22 protein-coding genes and 1 riboswitch are annotated in these 23526 nt (G+C 72.8%); of the genes, 14 read left to right on the forward strand and 8 right to left on the reverse strand.

The window, feature by feature from the left end; translation table 11 throughout:
• Positions 1–115 precede the first annotated feature (115 nt).
• Positions 116–1939 carry an AMP-dependent synthetase/ligase gene (locus ACIPYQ_RS25585; RefSeq protein ID WP_401255342.1) on the forward strand — a complete coding sequence of 608 codons (1824 nt, stop codon included), beginning with the start codon at positions 116–118 and terminating at the stop codon, positions 1937–1939.
• A 4-nt stretch (positions 1940–1943) separates the two neighbouring features.
• Here ACIPYQ_RS25585 and ACIPYQ_RS25590 read toward each other — a convergent pair whose 3' ends face one another.
• Positions 1944–2558, reverse strand: a complete 615-nt coding sequence (locus ACIPYQ_RS25590; RefSeq protein WP_361751763.1) for a DUF308 domain-containing protein — start codon at positions 2556–2558, stop codon at positions 1944–1946.
• 351 nt (positions 2559–2909) lie between these two features.
• Between ACIPYQ_RS25590 and ACIPYQ_RS25595 the strand changes: the two genes are divergently transcribed.
• The 5 genes from ACIPYQ_RS25595 (at position 2910) to ACIPYQ_RS25615 (ending at position 9316) form a co-directional block, all read left to right on the forward strand.
• Entirely contained in the window at positions 2910–4178 is a 1269-nt protein-coding gene (locus tag ACIPYQ_RS25595; RefSeq protein WP_401255347.1) for an ABC transporter substrate-binding protein, read from the forward strand.
• A 9-nt stretch (positions 4179–4187) separates the two neighbouring features.
• A complete protein-coding gene (locus ACIPYQ_RS25600) occupies positions 4188–7118 on the forward strand; it encodes an ATP-binding cassette domain-containing protein (RefSeq protein ID WP_401255350.1) in 2931 nt (976 codons plus the stop codon).
• A complete protein-coding gene (locus ACIPYQ_RS25605; protein ID WP_401255353.1) occupies positions 7115–7885 on the forward strand; it encodes an ABC transporter ATP-binding protein in 771 nt (256 codons plus the stop codon). Before ACIPYQ_RS25600 ends, ACIPYQ_RS25605 begins: the two co-directional genes overlap by 4 nt.
• 140 nt (positions 7886–8025) lie before the next feature.
• Complete coding sequence (locus tag ACIPYQ_RS25610) at positions 8026–8877, forward strand: aldo/keto reductase (RefSeq protein ID WP_401255356.1); 852 nt, start codon at positions 8026–8028, stop codon at positions 8875–8877.
• Positions 8878–8890: 13 nt separating this feature from the next.
• Positions 8891–9316, forward strand: coding sequence for an RICIN domain-containing protein (locus ACIPYQ_RS25615; RefSeq protein WP_401255359.1), 426 nt, complete (start codon positions 8891–8893; stop codon positions 9314–9316).
• 55 nt (positions 9317–9371) lie between these two features.
• On the opposite strand, the gene ACIPYQ_RS25620 is transcribed toward ACIPYQ_RS25615, so the two are convergent.
• Together ACIPYQ_RS25620 and ACIPYQ_RS25625 are read right to left on the reverse strand one after the other, a co-directional pair.
• Complete coding sequence (locus ACIPYQ_RS25620) at positions 9372–10136, reverse strand: class I SAM-dependent methyltransferase (protein WP_401255362.1); 765 nt, start codon at positions 10134–10136, stop codon at positions 9372–9374.
• Positions 10136–10441 carry a 4a-hydroxytetrahydrobiopterin dehydratase gene (locus ACIPYQ_RS25625; protein WP_401255365.1) on the reverse strand — a complete coding sequence of 102 codons (306 nt, stop codon included), beginning with the start codon at positions 10439–10441 and terminating at the stop codon, positions 10136–10138. The genes ACIPYQ_RS25620 and ACIPYQ_RS25625 overlap by 1 nt, the downstream gene beginning before the upstream one ends.
• Positions 10442–10616: 175 nt before the next feature.
• On the opposite strand from ACIPYQ_RS25625, the gene ACIPYQ_RS25630 reads away from it, so the two are divergent.
• Positions 10617–12422, forward strand: a complete 1806-nt coding sequence (locus tag ACIPYQ_RS25630; protein ID WP_401255368.1) for an FAD-dependent oxidoreductase — start codon at positions 10617–10619, stop codon at positions 12420–12422.
• Between the two features lie 41 nt (positions 12423–12463).
• The gene (locus tag ACIPYQ_RS25635; RefSeq protein WP_401255371.1) at positions 12464–13291 is read left to right on the forward strand and encodes a helix-turn-helix domain-containing protein; all 828 of its coding nucleotides are present in this window, start codon (positions 12464–12466) and stop codon (positions 13289–13291) included.
• On the opposite strand, the gene ACIPYQ_RS25640 is transcribed toward ACIPYQ_RS25635, so the two are convergent.
• The 4 genes from ACIPYQ_RS25640 to ACIPYQ_RS25655 form a co-directional block, all read right to left on the reverse strand.
• Positions 13277–13693, reverse strand: a complete 417-nt coding sequence (locus ACIPYQ_RS25640; RefSeq protein WP_361761921.1) for a hypothetical protein — start codon at positions 13691–13693, stop codon at positions 13277–13279. The two genes, ACIPYQ_RS25635 and ACIPYQ_RS25640, sit on opposite strands and share 15 nt — an antisense overlap.
• 165 nt (positions 13694–13858) lie before the next feature.
• Positions 13859–14020, reverse strand: a complete 162-nt coding sequence (locus ACIPYQ_RS25645) for a hypothetical protein (protein ID WP_401255375.1) — start codon at positions 14018–14020, stop codon at positions 13859–13861.
• A gap of 44 nt (positions 14021–14064) precedes the next feature.
• Positions 14065–14496 (reverse strand): hypothetical protein, encoded by a 432-nt coding sequence (locus ACIPYQ_RS25650; protein WP_401255378.1) that lies wholly within the window; start codon positions 14494–14496, stop codon positions 14065–14067.
• Positions 14497–14585: 89 nt separating this feature from the next.
• Positions 14586–15293, reverse strand: a complete 708-nt coding sequence (locus ACIPYQ_RS25655) for a helix-turn-helix transcriptional regulator (protein WP_401255381.1) — start codon at positions 15291–15293, stop codon at positions 14586–14588.
• A gap of 145 nt (positions 15294–15438) precedes the next feature.
• Here ACIPYQ_RS25655 and ACIPYQ_RS25660 point away from each other — a divergent pair, with 145 nt between their 5' ends.
• The 4 genes from ACIPYQ_RS25660 to ACIPYQ_RS25675 all read left to right on the forward strand — a co-directional run bounded on the left by ACIPYQ_RS25660 (position 15439) and on the right by ACIPYQ_RS25675 (position 19770).
• Entirely contained in the window at positions 15439–16443 is a 1005-nt protein-coding gene (locus ACIPYQ_RS25660; RefSeq protein ID WP_401255384.1) for a hypothetical protein, read from the forward strand.
• Entirely contained in the window at positions 16440–17024 is a 585-nt protein-coding gene (locus tag ACIPYQ_RS25665; RefSeq protein WP_361761936.1) for a toxin-antitoxin system, toxin component, read from the forward strand. The genes ACIPYQ_RS25660 and ACIPYQ_RS25665 overlap by 4 nt, the downstream gene beginning before the upstream one ends.
• 86 nt (positions 17025–17110) lie before the next feature.
• Positions 17111–18544, forward strand: a complete 1434-nt coding sequence (locus tag ACIPYQ_RS25670) for an NAD(P)/FAD-dependent oxidoreductase (protein ID WP_401255387.1) — start codon at positions 17111–17113, stop codon at positions 18542–18544.
• Complete coding sequence (locus ACIPYQ_RS25675; protein ID WP_401255390.1) at positions 18541–19770, forward strand: MAB_1171c family putative transporter; 1230 nt, start codon at positions 18541–18543, stop codon at positions 19768–19770. Before ACIPYQ_RS25670 ends, ACIPYQ_RS25675 begins: the two co-directional genes overlap by 4 nt.
• Positions 19771–19848: 78 nt before the next feature.
• On the opposite strand, the gene ACIPYQ_RS25680 is transcribed toward ACIPYQ_RS25675, so the two are convergent.
• Entirely contained in the window at positions 19849–20694 is an 846-nt protein-coding gene (locus ACIPYQ_RS25680) for a bifunctional 5,10-methylenetetrahydrofolate dehydrogenase/5,10-methenyltetrahydrofolate cyclohydrolase (protein ID WP_401255774.1), read from the reverse strand.
• A gap of 84 nt (positions 20695–20778) precedes the next feature.
• Positions 20779–20903, reverse strand: a riboswitch (ZMP/ZTP riboswitch).
• A 56-nt stretch (positions 20904–20959) separates the two neighbouring features.
• On the opposite strand from ACIPYQ_RS25680, the gene ACIPYQ_RS25685 reads away from it, so the two are divergent.
• Together ACIPYQ_RS25685 and ACIPYQ_RS25690 are read left to right on the forward strand one after the other, a co-directional pair.
• Positions 20960–21721: a methyltransferase domain-containing protein gene (locus ACIPYQ_RS25685; RefSeq protein ID WP_401255393.1), complete on the forward strand. Its 762-nt coding sequence runs from the start codon at positions 20960–20962 to the stop codon at positions 21719–21721.
• Positions 21722–21935: 214 nt separating this feature from the next.
• Positions 21936–23525 (forward strand): RNA polymerase sigma factor, encoded by a 1590-nt coding sequence (locus ACIPYQ_RS25690; protein WP_401255396.1) that lies wholly within the window; start codon positions 21936–21938, stop codon positions 23523–23525.
• Position 23526 lies beyond the last annotated feature (1 nt).

Below are 23526 nucleotides of genomic sequence, written 5' to 3' on the forward strand. Positions count from 1 at the left end.
TCAGAGGCATGGGAAGCAAGGTCACTGGGGAGGTCTTGTGGAGGTATCCGATTGCTGATCAACCCCCCTTGACCGTGAGGTACGTTCACCGCGGCGCGCGGAGAGGAGCGGGGCCTTGCGCGAGATCACCGTCCCACCGGTCGTCACGGGCGCGCCCGTCGGCGGACTGGCCGACGTCGTCTTCCAGTACGCCCACGAGGAGCCTGACCGGGTGGTGCTCGGCCGCAAGACCGGCGGCGTGTGGCGGGACGTCACCTCCGGGGAGCTGGCCGCCGAGGTGCTCGCGCTCGCGAAGGGGCTGCTGGCCCAGGGCGTGCGCTTCGGGGACCGGGTCGCCGTCATGTCCCGTACCCGGTACGAGTGGACCCTCTTCGACTTCGCCCTGTGGGCGATCGGCGCCCAGCCCGTCCCCGTCTATCCGACGTCCTCGTCCGATCAGGTGCACTGGATCCTGTACGACACCGACTGCACGGCCTGCGTGGTCGAGGACGAGGACCAGGCCATGACGGTGGGCTCGGTCATCGACCGGCTCCCCCACCTGCAGCGGCTGTGGCAGCTCGACGCCGGGGCCGTGGAGTCCCTCGTCGCCGACGGCCGCGGGGTCGCCGAGGACGTCGTGCACCGCCACCGCCGCGCCGTGACGCCGGACTCGACGGCCACCGTCATCTACACCTCCGGGACCACCGGCCGGCCCAAGGGGTGCGTGCTGACGCACGCCAACTTCATGTACGAGGCGGACACCATGGTGGCCGGCTGGGAGTCCGTGTTCCAGGGCCGGCAGGGCGAGCAGCCGTCCACCCTGCTCTTCCTGCCGCTGGCCCACGTCTTCGGGCGGATGGTGGAGGTGGCCGCCGTCCGGGCGCGGGTCAAGCTCGGTCACCAGCCCGTGCTGGCGGCGGCCGAGCTGCTGCCGGACCTGGCCGCGTTCGGGCCGACCTTCGTGCTCGGCGTCCCGTACGTCTTCGAGAAGGTCTTCGCGGCGGCCCGTCGCAAGGCGGAGGCGGAGGGGCGCTCGGGCCCCTTCGACCGGGCGGTGGAGGCGGCCGTACGGTACGCGGAGGCGCGCGAGCGGAAGGCGTTCGGCATCGGGCCGGGGCCCTCGGCCGGGTTGCGGATGGAGCACCAGCTCTTCGAGAAGCTCGTCTACGGGAAGGTCCGCGAGGCGATGGGCGGCCGGGTGCGGCACGCCATGTCGGGCGGGTCGGCGATGTCGCGCCGGCTCGGGCTGTTCTTCGACGGCGCCGGGATCACGGTGTTCGAGGGGTACGGCCTGACCGAGTCGTGCGCGGCGGCCACCGCGAACCCGCCGGGGGCGACGAGGTACGGCACGGTGGGCCGTCCGATCCCTGGCGGCGCGGTGCACATCGCGGACGACGGGGAGGTGTGGCTGCACGGCCGCCACATATTCTCCGGGTACCTCAACGACCCCCGCGCCACGGAGGCGGTGCTGCGCGGCGGCTGGCTGGCGACCGGGGACCTGGGGCGGCTGGACGAGAGCGGCTACCTCACGATCACCGGGCGCAAGAAGGACATCCTGGTGACCTCCAACGGCAAGAGCGTCGCGCCGGCCGCGCTGGAGGAGCGGGTCCGTTCGCATCCGCTGGTGTCGCAGTGCGTGCTGGTGGGCAACGACCGCCCGTACATCGCGGCCCTGCTCACGCTGGACATGGACGGGATCGCGCACTGGCTGTCGATGCGCGGCCGGCCGCAGCTGCCGGCCGCGGACCTGGTGAACGACCCCGAGCTGGCGGCGGAGGTCCGGCGGGCGGTGGTGGCCGCCAACACCCTCGTGTCGCAGGCGGAGGCGATCCGCACCTTCCGGGTGCTGGGTGAGCAGTTCACGGAGGAGCGGGGGCTGCTGACCCCCTCGCTGAAGCTGAAGCGCCGGGCGATCGAGAAGGCGTACGCGAAGGAGGTCGCGGCCCTCTACTCCTCGTGAGAGTTCACCGTGGGGACGGGGGGATGCTCCGGCGGGTGGCCGAGCGCAGCGCGAAGGCCATCACCACCTCGAACACTCCGAGCAGGACGAGCCACAGGCCCAGCAGCCGGGTCAGGGCGACCGCGGAGTCCACCGGGAAGCAGAGCACGACGATGCCGGCGACCGCGCCGAGGGCGCCCAGGCCGAACATCAGGCCGCGGTGCACGAGCGAGCGGTCGGCGATCGCGACGTACGCCGTGAGCACTCCGCTCAGCAGCCAGAACACGCCGACGATCAGCGAGAGCGCGCCGATCGTCTGCATCGGATGCCGCAGCACCAGCACGCCCGCCAGGAACGCCAGCATGGCGACCAGGACGCCCGCCAGTCTGCTGCCGCCGTCGTCACGGCTGTGGGAGAAGGCCGCGACGAACCGGAAGCCGCCCGCCACCAGGAGCTGCAGACCGATGATCACGGCCAGGATGTGGAGCGTCTCGTCGGGCCAGACGAGCACCAGGATGCCCGGGATCAGGGTCGCGAGGGCGAAGGCGAGTGCCCAGCGCCACGAGCCCCCGAGCTGCTTGAGGACGTCCTCGGGGTCGCTCTGTGTCTGCTGCGGCGCCGCGTCGGAGGGTACGGTCATCACGCCTCCAGGGACAGCCGGACGGCGCGCGGGGGTGCCGCGAGCCGCCGGACATGCTTTTTTTACCTTTCCGATCCACCTTAGTCGGATATGAGAGGGTTTGCCGCGCCGAGGGTGGGTCCCACCTGGCGAGACCGGGGACCGGGGCCCGAGCGCCCCCGGCGGCGGGCACCTCTCGGCCGCGATCACCCCTTCGCCACGGTCGCCGCAGGTCTGGGCGCCTTCCCGGCCACTCCCTCACCCACCCCCCCACCAGAACTGACGGTCCGTCATTTCTCTTTGCCGTTGATATTGACGGTGCGTCAGGTCGCGCACAGAATGCGGGGATTCCGACCGGAGGGGATCCCCGACATGTTGCGACCGATCCGCACCCTGGCCGCCGCGGCGGCGGCCCTCGCGCTCGTCTCCGCCTGCAACTCCGCCTCCACGAACGGCACCGGCCCAGGCAAGCCCGGCGACGGCCCGGGGAACTCCCGCGGGGTCACCGCCGACTCGATCAAGGTCGGCGGCATCGTGTCGATGACCAGCGCCAGCGGTTACAGCAAGAAGGACACCGACCTCGGCGCCAAGGCCCGCTACCTGAGGGCCAACGCCGAGGGGGGCGTCAACGGCCGCAAGATCGACTACCTCGGCGCGGAGGACGACGGCCAGGACCCGGCCAAGAACATGGCGGCCGCCCGCAAACTCGTCCAGCAGGACAAGGTCTTCGCCGTCTCCCCCATGAGTTCGGTGACCTTCTCCGGCGCCGACTTCCTGGAGCAGGAGAAGGTCCCCACCTTCGGCTGGGGCACCCTGCCCTCCTTCTGCGGACCCAAGTACATCTACGGGTTCAACGGCTGCCTGGTCCCCACCCCCGGCGGCACCCTGAACCAGACCTGGCCCGAGGGCATCGCCACGATCCTCGGCGAGGCGCGGGGCAAGTCGGTCGCGGTCATCGCCAACGACAGCGACGCCGGAAAGTTCGGCATCCGGACCTTCCAGCAGGGCTTCACCAGCGCCGGGTTCACGGTCTCCTACGCCAAGGCCTCCGTACCGGCCACCGCCGTCCCGAGCGACTGGTCCGCGTACGTCAAGGAGATCCTGGAGAGCAACGGCGGCAAGGCCCCGGACGCCGTGGTCTCCGTGATGCAGACCCCGAACAACATCGGCCTGTTCACCGCGCTCAAGCGCAGCGGGTACAAGGGGCTGCTCTCCGACCCGACCGACTACGACCCGGGCCTGCTCGCCAAGGACGCCACGAAGCAGGCGCTCGACGGGGTGCACGTCCTGCTGCAGTTCCAGCCCTTCGAGTCCACCGACCCGAAGATGGCGCAGTTCAAGGCCGACATCAAGGCGGCCGCGGGCGGGCAGGAAGTCCCGCTGAACATGCACATGTTGACCGGGTACATGTCGGCCGACCTGTTCGTCTCCATCGCGCAGAAGGCCGGCAAGGACCTGACCGTCGAGTCCTTCCAGAGCGCCGCGCAGAGCTTCTCCGACACCGGCACGCTCGTCGGCGACCGGGCGGAGCCCAAGGGGCAGAAGGACAGCTTCGGCTGCGGGGCGCTGGTACAGCTGAAGAACGGCGCGTACGAGGTCTCCGTCCCGTTCAAGTGCTACGAGCCCATCCCCTTCAAGTAGGGCTGCGGCATGGGAGATCTGCTCGTCTTCGTGCTGAGCGGTCTGGTCTCCGGCGCCCTGTACGCACTGCTGGCCACCGGGCTGGTGCTGTCGTACTCGGCGTCCGGGCTGTTCAACTTCGCGCACGGGGCCACCGCCTACCTGTGCGCGCTCACCTTCTACGAGCTGCACTCGGGCCTGGGCTGGCCGGCGGTCCCGGCGGCGCTGCTGGTGGTGTTCGTGCTGGCCCCCGGTCTCGGCTGGGGGCTGGACCGGCTGATGTTCCGGCGGCTCGCGCGGGTCGGTGAGACGGCCCAGATCGTGGCGACCATCGGACTGCTGGTGGCGCTGCCGGCCGCCGGACTGTGGGTGGTGGACCTGCTCGCGGACGCGGGCGCGCCGGTGAAGCCGGCGGAGAACCAGTTCGGGCTGCCGGGGGTGGGGCCGAGCCCCGCGAAGTCCTGGCAGCTCGCGGAGGGCGTCGGCATCGACTCCGACCAGCTGATCACCTGGGTGGTGACGGCTCTGGTGGCGGTGGCCCTGTGGGTGCTGATGCGGCACACGCGCCTCGGGCTGCAGCTGCGGGCCGCCGTCGACAACCGCTCGCTGACCGAACTGCGCGGCATCAGCGCCGACCGGCTTTCGTCGGTGGCGTGGATGATCGCGTCGGGGCTGGCCGGACTGGCGGGCGTACTGGCGACGCCGCTGCTGGGGCTGTCGGCCCACGACTTCACGCTGTTCCTGTTCGTGTCGGCGACGGCGGCGGTCATCGGGCGGTTCGCGTCGGTGCCGCTCGCCTTCGCGGGCGGGCTCGGGCTGGGGGTCCTGCAGAACCTGGTCGCCGGGTACGCGTCCTTCGCCGAGGGCATCACGGGCTTCCGTACGGCGGTGCCCTTCCTGATCCTCTTCGGCGGCCTGCTGGTGCTGACCCGCAGGGCCCGGACGGCGGGAGTCGCCGCCGTGGACGCGCCGCCCGTCGACCACCTGGCGGGAGCCTCGTGGGGACGGCGGTGGGGGGTGTGGGCGGCGGGCGGCGGGCTGTTGTGCGTGGCGTTCTACACCGTGACCACGCCCTTCTGGAGCGGGCTGCTGGCGCAAGGGCTGGCCATCGCGCTGGTGTTCATGTCCTTCACGGTGGTGACCGGGCTCGGGGCGATGGTGTCCCTGGCGCAGGGCACCTTCGTGACCGGGGCCGCGCTCGTCGCCGGGCTGCTCATGAGCCGGGGCTGGCCCTTCGTGGCGGCGCTGGCGGTGGGCACGTGCGTGGCGGCCCTGCTGGGGGCGCTCGTCGCGCTGCCGGCACTGCGGCTCGGCGGCAGGTCGCTGGCCCTGGCCACGCTGGCGCTGGCCTTCCTCGCCGACCAGGTGCTCTTCCAGCTGAGGTGGCTGCGCAACGGCGACTCGGGGTGGCCGGTCCCGCGGCCGGTGTTCGGGCCGGTGGACCTCTCCGACGACCGCGCGCTGGGGGTGGCCCTGGTGGTGCTGGTCGCGGTGGTCGCCGCCGGGCTGAGCGCCCTGCGGAACTCCCCGTCGGGGCGGGCGATGCTGGCCGTACGGTCGGCCCCGGCGGCCGCGATGGCCTCGGGGGTGTCCGTGCTGCGGACGAAGCTGCTGCTGTTCACCCTGTCGGCGGGGCTGGCCGGGTTCGGCGGCGTGCTGTACGCCTCGTACAACACCCGGATCACGGCGACGGACTTCACGGCGCTGACGGGGCTGGTGTGGCTGGCGGTGGTGGTGGCGGCGGGCGTGCGGAGGCCGCAGTACGCGGTGGTGGCGGGGCTGGTGTTCGCGGTTGCTCCGCGGGTGCTGTCCGACTACGTGACGGAGTCCGCGCACCTGCCGGTGATCCTGTTCGGCCTGGCGGGGTTGGCCTTGGCCAACGATCCCGACGGGTACTGCGCGGCCGTGCCGGTGCGGCTCGCCCGGAAGCGGGCCGCCGCTTCCCGGGGCTCCGCCCCGGACCCCTCGGGGGCTCCGCCCCCGAACCCTCCCCCAGCTACCGCTGGGGGTGCCCCCAGCGCCTCAAACGCCGGCGGGGCTGAATTTGCCCTCCGGGCAAACCAGCCCCGCCAAGCGGACGGCAGCCGCCCAATCCCAGCCCCAGCGCCGTTTGAGGAGCAGGGCACGGGGCCGAGCCCCGACCTCTCAGCCCCGCCGGCGTTTGAGGCGCGGGGTCCGGGGCGGAGCCCCGGTCTTTCAGCCTCGCCGGCGATTGAGGCGCGGGGTGCGGGGCGGAGCCCCGAAGCCCCCGCCGGGCCCGCCCTGGAGCTGGTCGGCGTAACGGCCGGGTACGACGGCGGGCTCGTGCTGCACGGGGTCGATCTCAGCGTCCGCAAGGGGGAGATCCTCGCCGTGCTCGGGCCCAACGGGGCCGGGAAGAGCACCACCTGCCGGGTGGCCGCCGGGCTGCTGCCCGTCGCCGGCGGGGCGGTCCGCGTCCACGGGCGGGACGCCACCCGGGACGGGGCCGTGCGGCGGTCGCGGGCCGGGGTGCTGCTCGCCCCCGAGGGCCGGGGGATCTTCCCCTCGCTCACCATCGAGGAGAACCTGGCCCTGTACCTCGGGGAGGCCGACGCCCGGGCCGCCGTCTACACCCGCTTCCCCCGGCTCGGGGAGCGCCGCACGGTCGCCGCCGGGGCGCTGTCCGGAGGGGAGCAGCAGATGCTGGCCCTCGCGCCGCTGCTGCAGCGGCCGCCCGAGGTGCTGATCGCCGACGAGCCCTCGCTCGGGCTCGCCCCGCGCGTGGTGGAGGAGGTGTACGCGCTGCTCACCGAGCTCCGCGACGCCGGGACCGCGCTGCTCCTGGTGGAGGAGAAGGCGGCCGGGATCCTCGGGATCGCCGACACCGTGGCCTACCTCTCCCAGGGCCGGGTCTCCTGGTGCGGCCCCCGGGCCGAGGTGGAGGCGGACCGGCTCACCGAGGCCTACCTGGGAATGGGGACGAGCGGGGTGGGGACATGAGCGGCTACGTGCTGGAAGCCAGTGGGGTCAGCGTCCGCTTCGGCGGAGTCAGGGCGCTGACCGGGGTGGACCTCGGTGTCCGGGCGGGCGAGGTGTGCGGGCTGATCGGGCCGAACGGGGCCGGGAAGACCACCCTGTTCGACGTCCTGTCCGGGATCCGCCGGCCCGACCAGGGACGGATGCTGCTGGACGGCGCCGACATCACCCGCCGCTCCCCCGTCTGGCGGGCCCGGCACGGGATGCGCCGGACCTTCCAGCGCCAGCAGTTGTTCGGGCAGCTCAGCGTGGCCGACAACGTGCTGGTGGCGCAGGAGTGGCGGGGCGGCGGGGGCGGGCTGGCCGCCGATCTCCTCGCCCTCCCGGCCCGGCGGGCCCGGGAGCTGGCCCGCCGCGCCCGCGGCGAGCGGGTGCTGGCCGGCTGCGGGATCGGCGCGCTGGGGACCTCGTACGCCGGCGGGCTGCCCGTCGGGCAGGCCCGGATGGTCGAGCTGGCCCGCGCGGTGGCCGATCCGCCGCGGGTACTGCTGCTGGACGAGCCCGCGTCCGGGATGTCGGCGCCGGAGCGCGAGCAGCTCGCGGAGGTCGTGCGGCGGCTGGCGGCCGAGGAGGGCTGTGCGGTGCTGCTGGTCGAGCACAACGTGGCCTTCGTGATGGAGCTCTGCACGCGGGTGGTCGTACTGGACCTCGGGACGGTGCTGGCCGAGGGCACGGCGGCCGAGGTGCGGGCGAACCCGTTGGTGCGGGAGGCGTACCTCGGGGCCGCGTGAGGGCTGGGTGAGGGCTGGGTGAGTGCCGTGTGCGGGGTCGTGCCGGGCGCTGCGCCGATGGCGGGAATACGTCGTACGGGGGGCCGGTTGTCGCCCCTCGTACGACGCTGTATCGCCGCCGACGCGAGGAACGACCAGACGTGAACCAGCAGGTCCCCACCACTCAGCTCAACAACGGCAGCCTCATGCCCCAGCTCGGCTTCGGCGTCTGGCAGGTGCCCGACGCGGAGGCGGAGCACGCCGTCGGGACCGCGCTGGAGGCCGGTTACCGCAGCATCGACACGGCCGCGATCTACGGCAACGAGAAGGGCACCGGCAAGGCCGTCGCCGCCTCCGGGGTGCCGCGCGAGGAGCTGTTCGTCACGACCAAGCTGTGGAACGGCCCGAAGCAGCGGTGGGGCCGGGACGAGGTGCTGCGCGCCTTCGACGACTCCCTCGGCAAGCTGGGTCTGGACCACATCGACCTGTACCTGATCCACTGGCCGCGCCCGATGCGCGACGACTTCGTCGCCATCTGGAAGACCTTCGAGGAGATCGCGGCGAGCGGCCGCTCCAAGGCGGTCGGCGTGTCGAACTTCCGTCCCGAGGACCTGGAGCGGCTCGCCGCCGAGAGCGCGCTGGTGCCGGCCGTGAACCAGGTCGAGCTGCACCCGCTCTTCCCGCAGGCCGAGCTGCGCGCCGTGCACGCCGCGCGCGGGATCGCCACCGAGGCCTGGTCCCCGCTCGGCCAGGGCAAGGAACTGCTCACCCTCCCGGCGGTGTCCGCGCTCGCCGGCAAGTACGGCCGCAGCGCCGCCCAGGTGGTGCTGCGCTGGCACCTCCAGCACGGGAACATCGTGATCCCGAAGTCCGTGACCCCCGCGCGCATCCGGGAGAACCTGGACGTCTTCGACTTCGAGCTGGAGGCCGCCGACGTCGCCGCGCTGGACGCGCTGGGCGCGGGCGCGGCGGGCCGCCGGATCGGGCCGGACCCGGCCCGGTTCGACGTCTGAGGGCGACGGCCAGGTGAACCTTCCCGAAGGGCTCTACCGGATCCGCAACGTGGACAACGGGCTGGTGCTCCAGCTGGAGGGCGCCTCCCGGGTGCGGGTCGGCCCGGACGGGCCGCCCGCACCGGAGGCCGCCCGCCGGTGGCGCATCTCGCCGGTGCACAGCGGCGGCGGGATCTTCCACGTGGTGAGCGAGGACAACGAGCGGCGCCTCGACGTCGCGAACGCGTCGACGGAGAGCGGCGCGCGGGTGCAGGTGTGGCGGGCCAACGCCTTCGGCGCGCAGGAGTGGCTCGTCGAGGAGCACCTCGACGCTCCCGGGGTGGTGTCCCTGATCGCCTGCATCAGCGGCCTGCCGCTGGAGACGGACGGGTCGGGCCGCGTCCGGCAGGGCGAGGACACCGACTCCCCGGCCCAGTGGTGGCGCCTGGAGCCGGTGTAGTCCGACGGGCGCGCGGAGCCGCGCGCCCGTCGGACCCGTACGCGCCGCCCGCCCGTCAGACGCGTACGAAGGCGCGTACGCGGTACGTCGGCTCCGCGCGCGGAACGTCCTGGTCGGGCAGCAGCTCCAGCCGCGCGGCCAACTCCTGCGGGGTGATGCCGCGCGGCGCTATGCGGGAGGCGTACCGGCCCGCGAGCAGGGCCTCGGCCGAGGCGCGCGGGCTGCGGCCCTGACCGTGGCCGGTGAAGCGGGCCTCGCCGGCCGGGCGCAGGCCCGCCCGGGCCGCGTACGCCTCGACGTCCCCGGAGGCGTCCGCGGGGGTCGGGGCCAGGTGTGCGGCGAACACGGCGTCGATGTCGCTGCCCACGTCGTGCGCGGAGTCCTTGTCCACGGTGGTGAGGAAGACCCCGCCGGGCCGCAGGACCCGTCCGGCCTCGGCGATCACGGCGGGCACCCGTCCCGGCTGCCGCAGCAGGTGCAGCAGCCAGACCGCGCTCACCGCGTCCAGCGAGCCCGACCGCACCGGCAGCCGGGCCGCGTCGGCGAGGGCCACCGGGACGCCCCGCCCCAGTGCCGTGGCGGCCATGCCGTGGGAGGCGTCCGCGCCCAGGACGCGCAGGCCGGGGCGGGTCAGCCGGCTGGTGACGATGCCCGTGCCGCAGCCGAGGTCGAGGAGGGTGGCCACGTCGGCCGGGAGCAGCTCCAGGACCGCCGCGGCCGCGGCTTCGGCGCGCGGGGCGCCGCCGCGGCTCACGTCGTAGGCCGCGGCCTCGGCGTCGTAGTCCAGCAGGGGTTCGACGGTCTGTATGTGCGTGGTCATCAGCGCGCGCCGTGGGCGGGGGCGAGGGCCTCGACGCGTTCGGCGAGCGCGAAGTCGTTCTCGGTGACTACCCCGCCGGCGTCGTGGCTGTTCACGGAGAGCCGGACCGTGTTGTAGCCGAGGGTCAGGTCCGAGTGGTGGTTCAACTCCTGCTGGACCGAGGCGATGTGGGCGACGAGGGCGCTCGCGGCGAAGTGCGTGCCCAGCCGGTAGGTGCGGATGATCCGGTCGTCCTCGAAGGCCCAGCCGGGGAGTTCCCGCAACCGGTCCTCGATCTCCTTCTGTGACAGCGGCTCACTCGGCATGCACCGGCTCCTTTTCCCCGTGACGTGTAGTCAAGGTTCCCACAGTGCACGCCGGAACGAACCTTTCGCGCCATAGTGCGCTCGGGTACTTCTGTGTCTTCCGCGTCCCTCGCGCCCCCCATAGGCTCCTGCGCCGGACAGGACTGTTACCAGCGGTAACGAGGGGGCATTCGCCATGACCAGCACGGGAAGTTCCAGGCGTACGTTCATCGCGGGCGCGAGTGCGGGCGCCGTGGCCACCGCCGGTGCGCTGTCGGCCGGGGTCGCGACCGCCCCGGCCGCGGCCGCGGCGCCTTCGGCGGCCGCCCCGGCACCGCCGGCCGGCCGGCGCGTCGCCGTCCTCGGGGGCGGGGTGGCCGGCCTGACCGCGGCGCACGAGCTCGCCGAGCGCGGCTACGCCGTCACGGTGTACGAGCGCCGGGCCCTCGGCGGCAAGGCGCGCAGCATGGACGTGCCCGGCAGCGCCCGCGGCGGGCGCCGGCCGCTGCCCGCCGAGCACGGCTTCCGCTTCATCCCCGGCATCTACCACAACCTGCCCGACACCATGCGGCGCATCCCCTTCCCCGGGAACGCGAACGGGGTGTGGGACAACCTCGTCGCCCCGCGCGAGATGATGTTCGCCCGGGCGGGCGGCCGCGAGGACCTGCGCGGGCCCATCCCCTGGCCGGACCACTCCCCCGCCGAGCTGACGCCCGACGAGCTCCGGCGGGCCCTCACCGGCATCCTGCAGACACTGGTCCGGCTCCCGCTGCACGAGACGGCGTACTTCGTGGACCGCGTGCTCGTCTTCCTCACCAGCTGCGACGAGCGCCGCAACGAGGTCTGGGAACGGACCCCGTGGTGGGACTTCGTGCGCGCGGCACGGATGTCGTCCGAGTACCAGCGCATCCTCGCCGTCGGCATCACCCGCAACATCGTCGCGACCAAGGCCGAGGAGGCCTCCACCCGTACGGTCGGCACCCTCGGCGAGGCCTTCGTCTTCAACGTGCTGGGGCGCGGGGCGGACGGCCCGCCGGACCGGATCCTCAACCTGCCGACCAACGAGGCCTGGATCGACCCCTGGGAGGCCCATCTGCGCTCGCTCGGCGTGGAGTTCAGGATCGGGTGGACCGTACGGGAGGTGCAGTACGGGAACGGCCGGGTCAGCGGGGTCTCCGTCGAGGGCCCGGACGGCGCCCGGCAGACGGTCACGGCCGACCACTACGTGAGCGCCATGCCCGTCGAGCACGCCCGCCGCACCTGGAGCGCCGGCCTGCGGGCGGCCGATCCGATGCTGGGGCGCTGCGACAAGCTGCAGACCGACTGGATGACCGGTATCCAGTTCTATCTGACCGAGCGGGCGCCGCTGGTGCACGGACACCTCAACTGCATCGACTCGCCCTGGTCGTTGACGGCGATCCAGCAGGCCGAGCACTGGCCCGCGCGGAACTTCCCGGCCGACTACGGCGACGGTACGGCGGTCGACTGCCTGTCGGTGGACATCTCCGAGTGGGACAAGCCGGGGATCCTGTACGGGAAGACGGCCAAGCAGTGCACCCGCGAGGAGGTCGCGCGCGAGGTGTGGGCGCAGCTGAAGGCCTCCCTCAACGACACCGGGAAGACGCTGCTGAGCGACTCGAAGCTGCACTCGTGGTTCCTGGACCCGGGGGTGGACGGGCTCGGCACCCCGCACCCCACCAACCAGGACGAGCTGCTGATCCACCCGGTGGGCACCCTCCACAACCGGCCGAGCGCGGGGACCCGCGTCCCGAACTTCTTCCTCAGCGGGGACTACGTCGCGGTGGACATCGACCTGGCGACGATGGAGGGTGCGAACGCCTCGGCCCGCGCGGCCGTCAACAGCCTGCTGGACCGGGATGGTTCGAGGGCTGAGCGGTGCACGGTCCGGCCGATGTACCGGGCGCCCGAGCTGGAGTCCGCCAGGCGGCACGACCTGTGGCGCCACCGCCTCGGCCTGCGCAACATCTTCGACCTGGGGTGACGCCTGCCGGCCCGGGGCGGGGCTCGGCTACCGTCGTCGGCATGACCCCGACGCCCCAGGCATCCGCGCCGGCCCCCGCCCCGACGGTCGGCACCCTGCTCCGCGCATGGCGGGAGCGGCGCGGCATCAGCCAGCTGGAGCTGGCGGGCCGCGCCGACTCCTCGTCCCGGCACATCAGCTTCATCGAGACGGGCCGGTCCCGGCCGAGCGAGGAGATGGTGCTCCGGCTCGCCGACCGCCTCGACGTGCCGGTACGGGAGCGCAACGCCCTGCTGCTGGCGGCGGGTTACGCCCCGCGCTACGCCCAGACCGCGCTGGACGACCCGTCCATGGAGACCCTGCGCGAGGGCATCCAGCAGCTGCTGACCGGCTACGAGCCCTACCCGGCGCTCGTCGTCAACGCCACCTACGACGTCGTCGCCGCCAACCGGGGCATCGCGATGCTGCTGGACGGGCTGCCGGAGCACCTGCTGACCCCGCCGCTGAACGCCATGCGGATCACCCTGCACCCCGAGGGCCTCGCCCCGAGGATCCGCAATCTCGCGGAGTGGCGCGGGCACCTGCTGGCCCAGATGGAGCGCCAGATCGCGCTGGCCCGCTCCGAGCCGCTGCGCGCGCTGTACGAGGAGGTGTCCGCGTACCCGGTGCCCCCGGCGGAGGAGCGCCCGGGGGACGGGGAACCGGCCGAGCCCGTCCCGTACATCGCGCTCCCGCTCGTCATCGAGCACGACGGCCACCTGCTGTCCTTCGTGTCGTCGATCGCGACCTTCAACACGCCGATGGACGTGACCGTCGCCGAGCTGGCCATCGAGACCATGCTCCCGGCCGACCCGGCGACGGTGAAGTACCTGCGCTCACTCGCCGACTGAGCGCAGGGCGAGCTGCTGGAGCAGGGCGAAGCCGGCGACGGTGAGGGCCTGCGCCGGGATCCACACGGTCCCGGCGACGGTGGGCGTGAACCACACGGCCAGGGAGACGAGACTCAGCGCCGCCCAGGCGTAGTTGGTCTCGATGACGAGCTTCACCGGGAACGCCGGGGGCTGCCGCCGCGAGGCGAGCAGCCCGACGGCGGCCCCGTAGACCACGAGCAGCACCCCGAGCCCGAGCAACAGCCCCTGCCCGACCCCGAGCAGCCGCCCGAGCGGGGCGGAGAAGGCGACGTAGGCGAGCCCGTTGCCGGTGGTGACGACGGAGTCGAGGGCGAGGAAGCGCCGCAGCATGACCTGCGGGACGCCGGTACGGGCAATGCTGCCGAGCAGGGTCGCGGACATGGGAGATCCCCTCCATCGAGGTCGAACGGCCAGGTGGGACACGGTTTCCGGGGCCGAGTGCGCGGCCCCGGAACCCGATGTCCCCACTGTGCCCGGCGGCCCGGAGCGGGTCGATTACCCCTCAGGTAACGGGCCCCGCCCGGGGCGTCCTCGGAGGGCGGCGCGCTAGGCGCTGTCGAGGAGGCTGCCGACGGTTTCCGTGACCCGGTGCTTCCACTTGTGCCATCGGTTGCAGTACTGGCGCGGGAACCAGCGCCGCTCCTGCGGAATCGGCCGGTTGCACCACTTGCACAGCACCGTGCGGCCCCTGCTCGCGAAATCCCCCATGCCGCGATGTTAGCGACCGCGACCTGCGGCTTCCGCTCTCCGGGTCAGGCGGCGAAGCGGCGGTTGCCGGTGAGGGACCAGACGGAGGAGATGCGGCCGTCCGTGACCGCGAACATGTCGATGCCGCTCTTGACGACGACGTCCCCGCTCTCGTCGGCGTTGCTCTCGATCCACCGGCAGGCCATCTCGCCGCGCTCGGAGTCGACGAGCGGTGCGGCGTCGGCGGCGAAGGTCAGGCCGGTGAGGGCGAGGCTGTTGGCCGAGATGAACGCCGTCAGTTCGTCCTGGCCGAAGCTGTGGGCGGAGCCGGTGCCGTCGAAGTCGTCCGCGAAGTGCAGCCGGAAGCCGGGGGCGAGGATCTGCTCGGCGAGGGCGACGTCTCCGTTCCAGAGCGCCGTCCAGCCCTCCACCAGCCGGGTCCCGGCCTCCCGGGTCAGCGGCGCGGAGTCGGTGATGGGGGTCGTCGTCACAGACATGGGTGCCTTCCAAGGTCGGTTCGTGGTCACCCAGCCTCCGGGCCGACGGCGACAGCCCCCTGTCGGTGTTTAGCCCTCCGCGAGGCGGCTCAAGCGAAGCTGTAGAGCTCGTCGAGCGCGACGAAAGCCCGTCCCAGGGTGTCCAGTTCGGACAGGTCCACCGGACGCGGCTCCGCCGTTTCCTCCAGGGCCCGCGCCTCCCGTATGCGGTCGAGGCGAAAGCCCCGCACGGCGGAGCGCAGCCGGCACCAGCCGATGAGGTACCAGTGGTCGCCTCCGAGGAAGCCCAGGGGTTCGACGGTGAGGTCGGTGATCTCGCCCTGCGCGTCGGCGTAGCACAGGTGCAGCAGCCGTTGGGCCGAGAGCGCCTCGCGCAGGGTGTGCGGGAGCGCGGACGGCGGGACGGGGTTCGCGGCGAGCCGTACCCGGGCGGCGAGTTCGCGCGCGGACTGGCGTTCGCGCTGCGGCATGACGGCGAGCACCTTCTGCAGCGCCGAGCGGGCGTCCGCCGCGAACGGGGTCCCGGCCAGCTTGTGCAGGGCGACGGCCAGGGCCGCCGCCTCGGCCGGGGTGATGGTCAGGGGCGGCAGGGTGTGGTCCTTGTCCACCACGTATCCGCCGCTGCGGCCCGGTTCGGCGTAGAGCGGCACTCCGGACTGCTGCAGGGCGCTGAGGTCGCGCTCGATGGTGCGGGTGCTGACGTTGAAGCGCTCGGCGAGCCACCGGGCGCTGCGCGGCCGGGGCGAGACCGCCCGTAACTCCTCCACCAGGGCGTACAGACGCTCGGTACGGTTCACAGCCAGGACCGTAGCCGATGCCAACCCTTTTTGAGCCGTACGGCAGGAAACGTTGGGGTTCCCCTGGTTCCGGCAAGGGCGGGGGGCTAGGCTTCACGGAGCCCGATTCACTCGAACGTCTTGTCGACATATGGAGAATCAGCCGGTGCGAGCCGCCGTCCGACCCGATCTCGCCGCGATCTGGCGGCGTGTCGAGGCACTGTCGGTGCGACACGGTCAGGACCCGGCCGGAGTGCTGGACGCGGAGCGGCTGAGTCATCTGTCCGGGGTCGAACCCGGGCGCATAGCGCAGGTGGTGGCGGGCACGGCGGCCGAAGTGCCGCTGGAGCAACGCGTGCACCAGCGCTTCCTGCGGCTGCGCGCCACCCGCCGGGACAAGCACGGCCGGGAGTGGCCGCTCGCCGCCATCGCCGACGACTTCGACGCGCCCGGCGCCTCCCTCGGGCCGCTCAACGCGGGCACCGGGCTGCCGCGGATGGGACACGCGGCGGGCGTGCAGCGGTTCTTCGGGGTCTACGCCGGCTTCCTGCTGGCCGACAGCAAGAGCGCGGTGGAGCGGGCCCTCGCCCTCTCGGCCACCGCCGCCACCACCCCGGACGGCCGCGACGACCTGGAGCGCCTGTCGTACCTCACCGGCATGACCCCGCAGGCCATCCGGCTCACCCTCGACGGCGAGCCGCCCCTGCTCCCCCTCAAGGAGCAGGTGCACCACCGGTTCGAGCACCTGCGCCGGACCCGCGTACGGGAGGACGGCCAGGCCCATTCGCTCGCGGCCATCGCCAAGTCCTTCGACGCGTCGGGCCAGTCGCTGACCCGCGTCGCCCAGGGCGAGGGCCTGCCGAACCTCGCCGCGGCCGCCGGGATCCAGCGGTTCTACGGGGTCGAGGGCGGTTTCCTGCTGGCCGACGACACCGAGGCGCTCGCCACCGCACTCGCCCTGATCGAGGTCGAACTGGAGTCCGCGGAGCGGGAGCAGGAGAACCCGTTGCTGGCCGTGCTGCGGGCGCACGACGTACGGAGCATCGTGACGCGGGCCGGCCGGCTCTCCCCGCGGGGCTGGAAGTCGCTCGCCGACCACTTGGACGACCTGCTCGCGCGGGAGGGCCGGCTCGGCCGTCCGGCGGAGCCCGACGAGGAGGGAGCGCAATGAGGACCACACGGGCGATGCGCAGGCTCGGCGGGGATCTGCTCGCCGACGCGCGGCTGTCGCCGCCGGCCTGCGCTGCCGAGATCATCGGCGCGCTGTGCACCGCGTACGGCCGGCGGCGCGGCGGACGGAAGGTCGACTTCCGCTTCGCTTCCTTCCCGCCCGACACGGCCAGCGGGCTGTGGCTGGAGATGGACGCCCGCGATCTCCTCGTCATCGAGGAACACACCCGCCCCGAGCACCAGCTCGTCATCGCCTGCCACGAGTTGTGGCACGTGGACGAGGGCACCTGTGACAGCCACGGGCCGGGCATGGCGGTGGCCGCGCGGCTGACGGGCGACGCGGGTCACACGGACGGCCGCCGGGGCGGCCTCACGGAGCTGCTGCAGTCGGACACCGGTCTGGGCACGGTGGTCCGGCAGGCCGCCGCCCGCGCGGACCGGGAGGACCCCGCGGAGATCCGGGCCGAGATCTTCGGCCTGTACCTCGGCAAACTCCTGAAGCCCTACCTGCCGCCTCCCGCGGAGGAACAGGTACCCGAGGCGATCGAGCGCATCAAGACCTCGCTCGGCTGGGGGCGTTGAGCGTCACGCCGGTGACCTGCACGCCGCCCCCGCCGCACCCCTTGCGCCGATGCCCTCAGCACGGCCCTGACAGAGAGCACGACACGATGACCCAGTCTTCCCCGCCCCGCCACGCCGTCGTCATCGGCGGCAGCATGGCCGGCCTGCTCGCGGCCGCCGTCCTGGCCGAGCACGCCACGGTCACGATCATCGACGCGGACATCCTCCCGGACAGCCCGGCGCCGCGCCGCGGACTGCCCCAGGCCCGGCACGTCCACGTCATGTGGTCCGGCGGGGCGCGCGCGATCGAGGACATCCTGCCCGGCATCACCGAGGACTGGACGGCGGCGGGAGCGATCCGCCGCAGCCTGCCCACCGACCTGGTCACCAAGACCGCCGAGGGCTGGATCCCGCGCTGCGCGGAGATGCAGTTCAACATCTCCTGCAGCCGCGACCTCCTCGACTCGGTCGTCCGGGCCCGCGTGACCGCCCTGGAAGGGGTCTCCACTCTGCAGCAGAGCCGCGTCCGCGGCCTGGAGGGCACGGCGGCCCGGATCACCGGCGTCCGCGTCGACACCCCGGAGGAGGAGGGCAGATTCGTGCCCGCCGACCTCGTGGTGGACGCGAGCGGGCGCGGCTCGCGCGCCCGCACCTGGCTGCAGGAGCTCGGCGTCGGCGGCATCCGGCAGGCCGAGGTCGACTCCGGCCTGGTCTACGCGACCCGCATCTTCGAGGCACCCCCCGGAGCCCACGAGTCGGGTTTCCCGATAGTCAACGTGCAGTCCGACCCCCGGGTGCCCGTACCGGGCCAGACGGCCACGATCGTGCCCATCGAGGACGGCCAGTGGCAGGCCACCCTCTCCGGCACCCGCGGCGGCCAGCCGACCGGCGACCCCGACGCGTTCATCCCGTTCGCCAAGGGCATCCGGGACCCGATCGTCGGCGAGCTCCTGGAGGGCCGCAAGCCCCTCACGGACGTCGCCGTCACCAAGGGCACCGCGAACCGGCGGATCTTCTTCGAGAAGGTCGAGCTGCCCGACGGCTTCTTCGCCGTCGGCGACTCGGTCGCCACCTTCAACCCGCTGTACGGGCAGGGCATGACCGTCGCCGCCCAGGGGCTGCTGGCCGTACGCTCCCTGCTCCGGGCGCGGGGGCTCGCCCACCCGGCCTTCGGACGCGAGGCACAGCGCGCGATCGCCCCGCAGGTGGCCACCGCCTGGGACCTCGCCACCTCGCAGGACATCCTCTACCCCGGCGCCACCGGCATGAAGCCGCGGACCGGAGCCGGGCTGCTCAACGCGTACGTCAGCCGGCTGATGACGGGGGCCACCACCCGGGAGGCGCTGACCGCCGCCTTCCTCCAGGTCATCACCATGAGCAGCACGCCCACGCACTGGCTGAAGCCGTCGGTGGTCTGGAACGTCCTGCGCGCCTCCGACCGCGGCGCGCTGAAGGCGCCGCCGCTGACCGCCGCCGAACGGACCGTCGCCGGGCTCGACCAGCGGGCGGATCCGGCCGACCCCGTCGGCCGGGCCCGGTGAAGAGCGGCCTGATCCTCTACGTGCCCGGGGCGCTCCTCGTCCTGATCCTGCTGGTCAAGGCACCCACCCTGCGCCGGAGGTGGGACCAGCCGCCGATGCGGGCCGTCTGCGCGCTGCTGGTCATGGGCTGCCTCGTCCTGATCCTCGCGGCGCCGCCGACGATCGCGGCCGTCAACCGCTTCACCGGGGTGGCCAACTTCTCGGCCCCGCTGGTGTTCGGCCTGATCACCGCGTTCTCCGGGTCGTGCGTCGTGCTGGTCCTGCAGTGGGGCGGCGGCCCGCCGGCCGTCGTGCGCCGGGCCACCCGGCTGACGGTGGCCGTGTACGGCGGGGTCACGGTGGCGATCGTCGTCCTCTTCGCGATGGGCGAGGCGCCGGTGGAACGCCTGCGCGACCTGGACACGTACTACGCCGACACCCCGTGGATCCGGGAGATGATCGTCTGCTACCTGCTGGCACACACCGTCGGCAGCTCGGCACTGACCGTCCTCACCGGGCGGTGGCTGCGCCGCACCCACCCCTCCCTGCGGCCCTTGCGCACCGGGCTGGCCCTGATCATGACCGGCGGGCTGCTTGACCTCGGCTACCTCGTCGCCAAGTGGACCGCGCTGGGAGCCCGCTGGAGCGGCCGCGACTGGGACGGCCTGTCCACGAACGCGGCGCCGCCGCTGGCCGCGGGGGCGGCCCTGATGGTGGCGACCGGCTTCATCGTGCCGCTGGTCGGCGGGTCGGCGACCTGGCGGGACTTCAGCGAGTACCGGGGGCTGCACCCGCTGTGGAAGGCCCTGCGGGGCTTCGCCGCGTCCAGCGTGCGGACGGTTCCGCTCACCTGGTGGTCACCGGTCGGGATCCGGCTGATCCACCGCGAGTCCGTCATCGACGACGGGATCCTGGCCCTCACCCGCTGGTTCGACCCGGCCGTGCGCCGGGCGGCGTACGAGGCCGCGCGCGGGCAGGGCATGAGCGAGGCCCGGGCCGAGGTCGTCGCCGACGCCGCCATGCTCGCCGCCGCGTGCGGCCGCAGGACCGCGGCCGCCACCGCTGCCGCTGACACTGCCACTGCCGCTGACACCGAAGCGGATGCCGTCATCGCCGGCACCGCTACCGGCATCGACGCCGGCTCCGTACCGCCCCGGCTGTCCGGCCAGCCCCTGACCGCCCTGGCCCGCGAGTTCCGCGCTTCCCCCATCGTGGCGGCGGCCCGGGCCGCCGCCGTACGGGTCTAGGGGCCGCCGAGGTCCCCGGGGAAACGGAACGCCCCGGACCCGAGGGCCCGGGGCGTCCGTCGTACGCGTGTGGCGCGGTCAGAGCTCCGCGAGGTCCAGCCCGGCCTGCGCGGCGGCCGCCTGGACCGTCTGCTCCAGCAGGACGGCGATGGTCATCGGGCCGACGCCGCCCGGGACCGGGGTGATCAGCGAGGCGCGCGCGGCGGCGGACTCGAAGTGGACGTCGCCGACGTTGCCCTCGTTGTACCCGGCGTCCAGGACCACCGCTCCCGGCTTGATGTCCTCGCCCCGGATGAACTCGGCCTTGCCGACGGCGGCGACCAGTACGTCCGCCTGGCGCACGATCGACGGGAGGTCCCGGGTACGGGAGTGGCAGTAGGTGACGGTGGCGTTCTGCTCCAGGAGCAGCATGCCGGCCGGCTTGCCCAGGATGGCGCTGCGGCCGACCACGACGGCGTGCTTGCCGGTCAGGTCCACGTCGTAGGCGGCGAGCAGGCGCATGATCCCGCCGGGGGTGCAGGAGACGAAGCCCGGCAGTCCGAAGCCCATGGCGGCGAAGGAGTGCATGGTGACCCCGTCGACGTCCTTGCCCGGGGCGATGGCCTCGAAGGCGGCGCGCTCGTCGATGTGGTGCGGGACGGGGTGCTGCAGCAGGATGCCGCTGATCGCGGGGTCCTCGGAGAGGGCGGTGAGGGTGGCCACCAGCTCCTCGGTGGTGGTCTCGGCCGGCAGCTCCACGTGGCGCGAGGTGATCCCGGCCTTGGCGCAGCGGTTCTGCTTCATGCGCACGTAGGTGACGGACGCGGGGTCCTCGCCGACCAGCACGGTCGCGAGGCAGGGCGCGGTGCCGGTGCGCTCGGTGATCTTCGCCGCGTACGCGGCGGTCTGCTCCGAGATGCGGCGGGCGAGGGCGGTGCCGTCCATCAGCCGGGCGGTGTCGGTGGCGGCCTGGGCAGGCGGGGAGGTCTGGGCAGTCGTCACGGGGTCTCCTGAACGTCGCTGCGGATCGCGGATCGCCCAGGCGCGCGGCAGTCGACGTACCGGTTGTCCGATATCCGCAGGTCCGGAGGCCGCAGGTACGCCGGGCCGCTCCCCGGTGGTGATCCACCCGAACGCCAGTCACGGCCCGCGTCCACTGTAGTCGACATATCCGGTGGATGACCGGCGCCCGACCTGGGACGATCGATACATGACGCGCACTTTCGACCATCTTGTCGCCGAGGCTGAATCCGTCTCCGTGGACGGCTGGGACTTCTCGTGGCTCGACGGCCGGGCCACCGAGCAGCGCCCCTCCTGGGGGTACCAGCGGCTGCTGGCAGAGCGTCTGTCCCGGGTCCGGTCGGCGCTGGACGTCCAGACCGGCGGCGGCGAGGTCCTCGCCGGGTCCGGGCCCCTGCCCCCGCTGATGGCCGCCACGGAGTCCTGGCCGCCCAACATCGAGAAGGCGACCCGGCTGCTGCACCCGCTGGGCGCGGTGGTGGTCGCCGACTCCGACGAGCCGCCGCTGCCCTTCGGCGACGAGGCCTTCGAGCTGGTGACCAGCCGGCACCCGGTGACCATCTGGTGGGAGGAGATCGCGCGGGTGCTGACGCCGGGCGGCACCTACCTCTCGCAGCAGGTCGGTCCGGCGAGCGTCTTCGAACTCGTCGAGTACTTCCTCGGCCCGCAGCCGGAGGAGGTCCGGCGCGGCCGGCACCCCGACGACGCGGTCGCCGCGGCCGCCGCGGCCGGCCTCGAAGTCGTCGATCTGCGCTCCGAACGTCTGCGCACGGAGTTCCACGACGTCGGAGCCGTGATCTACTTTCTGAGGAAGGTGATCTGGATGGTGCCCGGCTTCACGGTCGGGCAGCACCGGGACCGGTTGCGCGAGCTGCACGAACAGATCGAACGCGAAGGTCCGTTCGTCGCGCACACCGCCCGCTTCCTCATCGAGGCCCGCAAAAAGGGCTGAAGGGAGGGCGGACGGAATCACGCCGGATCGGGTTGCGCGGCCACAGCGTGGCGCAGGTCACTCAATTCAGCGCGTAACGAATCGACTCGGGCATGCGATGAACCGACAGGTGTCCTCGCGCGGCCCGGAATACAGACCCCCCTCGGGTCTGTTTCCCGAGTTCGCGCGATGATGTCCCGCCCACCCCTTATCTGTTCGCAACGAGAGGCTCCTTGTGTCGCTCAGCCCGTCCCGTACGTTCCCTCCGGAGATCGCCGAATCCGAGGCCCTGGTCGCGCTTGTCGAGCGTGGCCGCGAGCAGGGTCACATCAACGGTGACGACGTGCGCCAGGCCTTCGAGGCCGGCCGCATCCCGGTGGACCAGTGGAAGCGGGTCCTGCGCAGCCTGAACCAGGTCCTGGACGAGGAGGGTGTCGCCCTCCACGTCAGCGCGGCCCCCGCCACCAAGGCTGCCGCGAAGAAGCCCCGCAAGGCTGCCGCCGCCCCGGCCCGCACCGTGGCCAAGAAGGCCGCCGCCGCGCCGCGCCCCATCGGCGCGCGCAAGACCTCGGCCGCCAGCACCGCCACGGCCACGGCCTCGGCGATATCCGCATCGCCGGCCGCCGCCGCTCCGGACGAGGTGGCGGCCGAGGCCGCCGCCGAGCCGAAGAAGCGCACGGTCAAGAAGACCGCCGTCAAGAAGACCGCCGTGAAGAAGACCGCCGCGGCGAAGAAGACCAGTGCCAAGGACGCCGACGAGGGCGAGACCCCCGTGGTGGAGGGCGAGGACTGGGCGGCCGAGGACCTGGCCGACGAGGCCGAGGAAGAGGCTCCCAAGGCCGGCGGCACCCAGGGCTTCGTGCTGTCCGACGACGACGAGGACGACGCCCCGGCGCAGACGGTCATGGTGGCCGGCGCCACCGCCGACCCCGTCAAGGACTACCTCAAGCTGATCGGCAAGGTGCCGCTCCTCAACGCCGAGCAGGAGGTGGAGCTCGCCAAGCGCATCGAGGCGGGTCTCTTCTCCGAGTACAAGCTCGAAGAGGAGGAGGACCACAAGCCCGCCTTCAAGCGCGAGCTGGAGATCCTCGTCGAGGACGGCCGCCGCGCGAAGAACCACCTGCTGGAGGCCAACCTCCGTCTCGTGGTCTCCCTCGCCAAGCGCTACACCGGCCGCGGCATGCTCTTCCTGGACCTGATCCAGGAGGGCAACGTCGGTCTGATCCGCGCCGTGGAGAAGTTCGACTACACCAAGGGCTTCAAGTTCTCCACGTACGCGACCTGGTGGATCCGGCAGGCGATCACGCGTGCCATGGCCGACCAGTCGCGCACCATCCGCATCCCCGTGCACATGGTCGAGATCATCAACAAGCTCGCCCGTGTGCAGCGCCAGATGCTGCAGGACCTCGGCCGGGAGCCCACTCCGGAGGAGCTGGGCAAGGAACTCGACATGACCCCCGAGAAGGTCATCGAGGTCCAGAAGTACGGCCGCGAGCCGATCTCCCTGCACACCCCCCTGGGTGAGGAGGGCGACAGCGAGTTCGGTGACCTCATCGAGGACTCCGAGGCGGTCGTGCCCGCGGACGCGGTCTCCTTCACGTTCCTCCAGGAGCAGCTCCAGTCGATCCTGGGCACGCTCTCGGAGCGCGAGGCGGGCGTGGTCTCCATGCGGTACGGCCTCAACGACGGCCAGCCGAAGACCCTGGACGAGATCGGCCGCGTGTACGGGGTCACCCGTGAGCGCATCCGCCAGATCGAGTCCAAGACCATGTCGAAGCTGCGCCACCCGTCGCGTTCGCAGGTGCTGCGCGACTACCTCGACTAAG

This window comes from Streptomyces sp. NPDC090045 (assembly GCF_044747975.1).
In the GTDB taxonomy this organism is placed as follows: Bacteria; Actinomycetota; Actinomycetes; order Streptomycetales; family Streptomycetaceae; genus Streptomyces.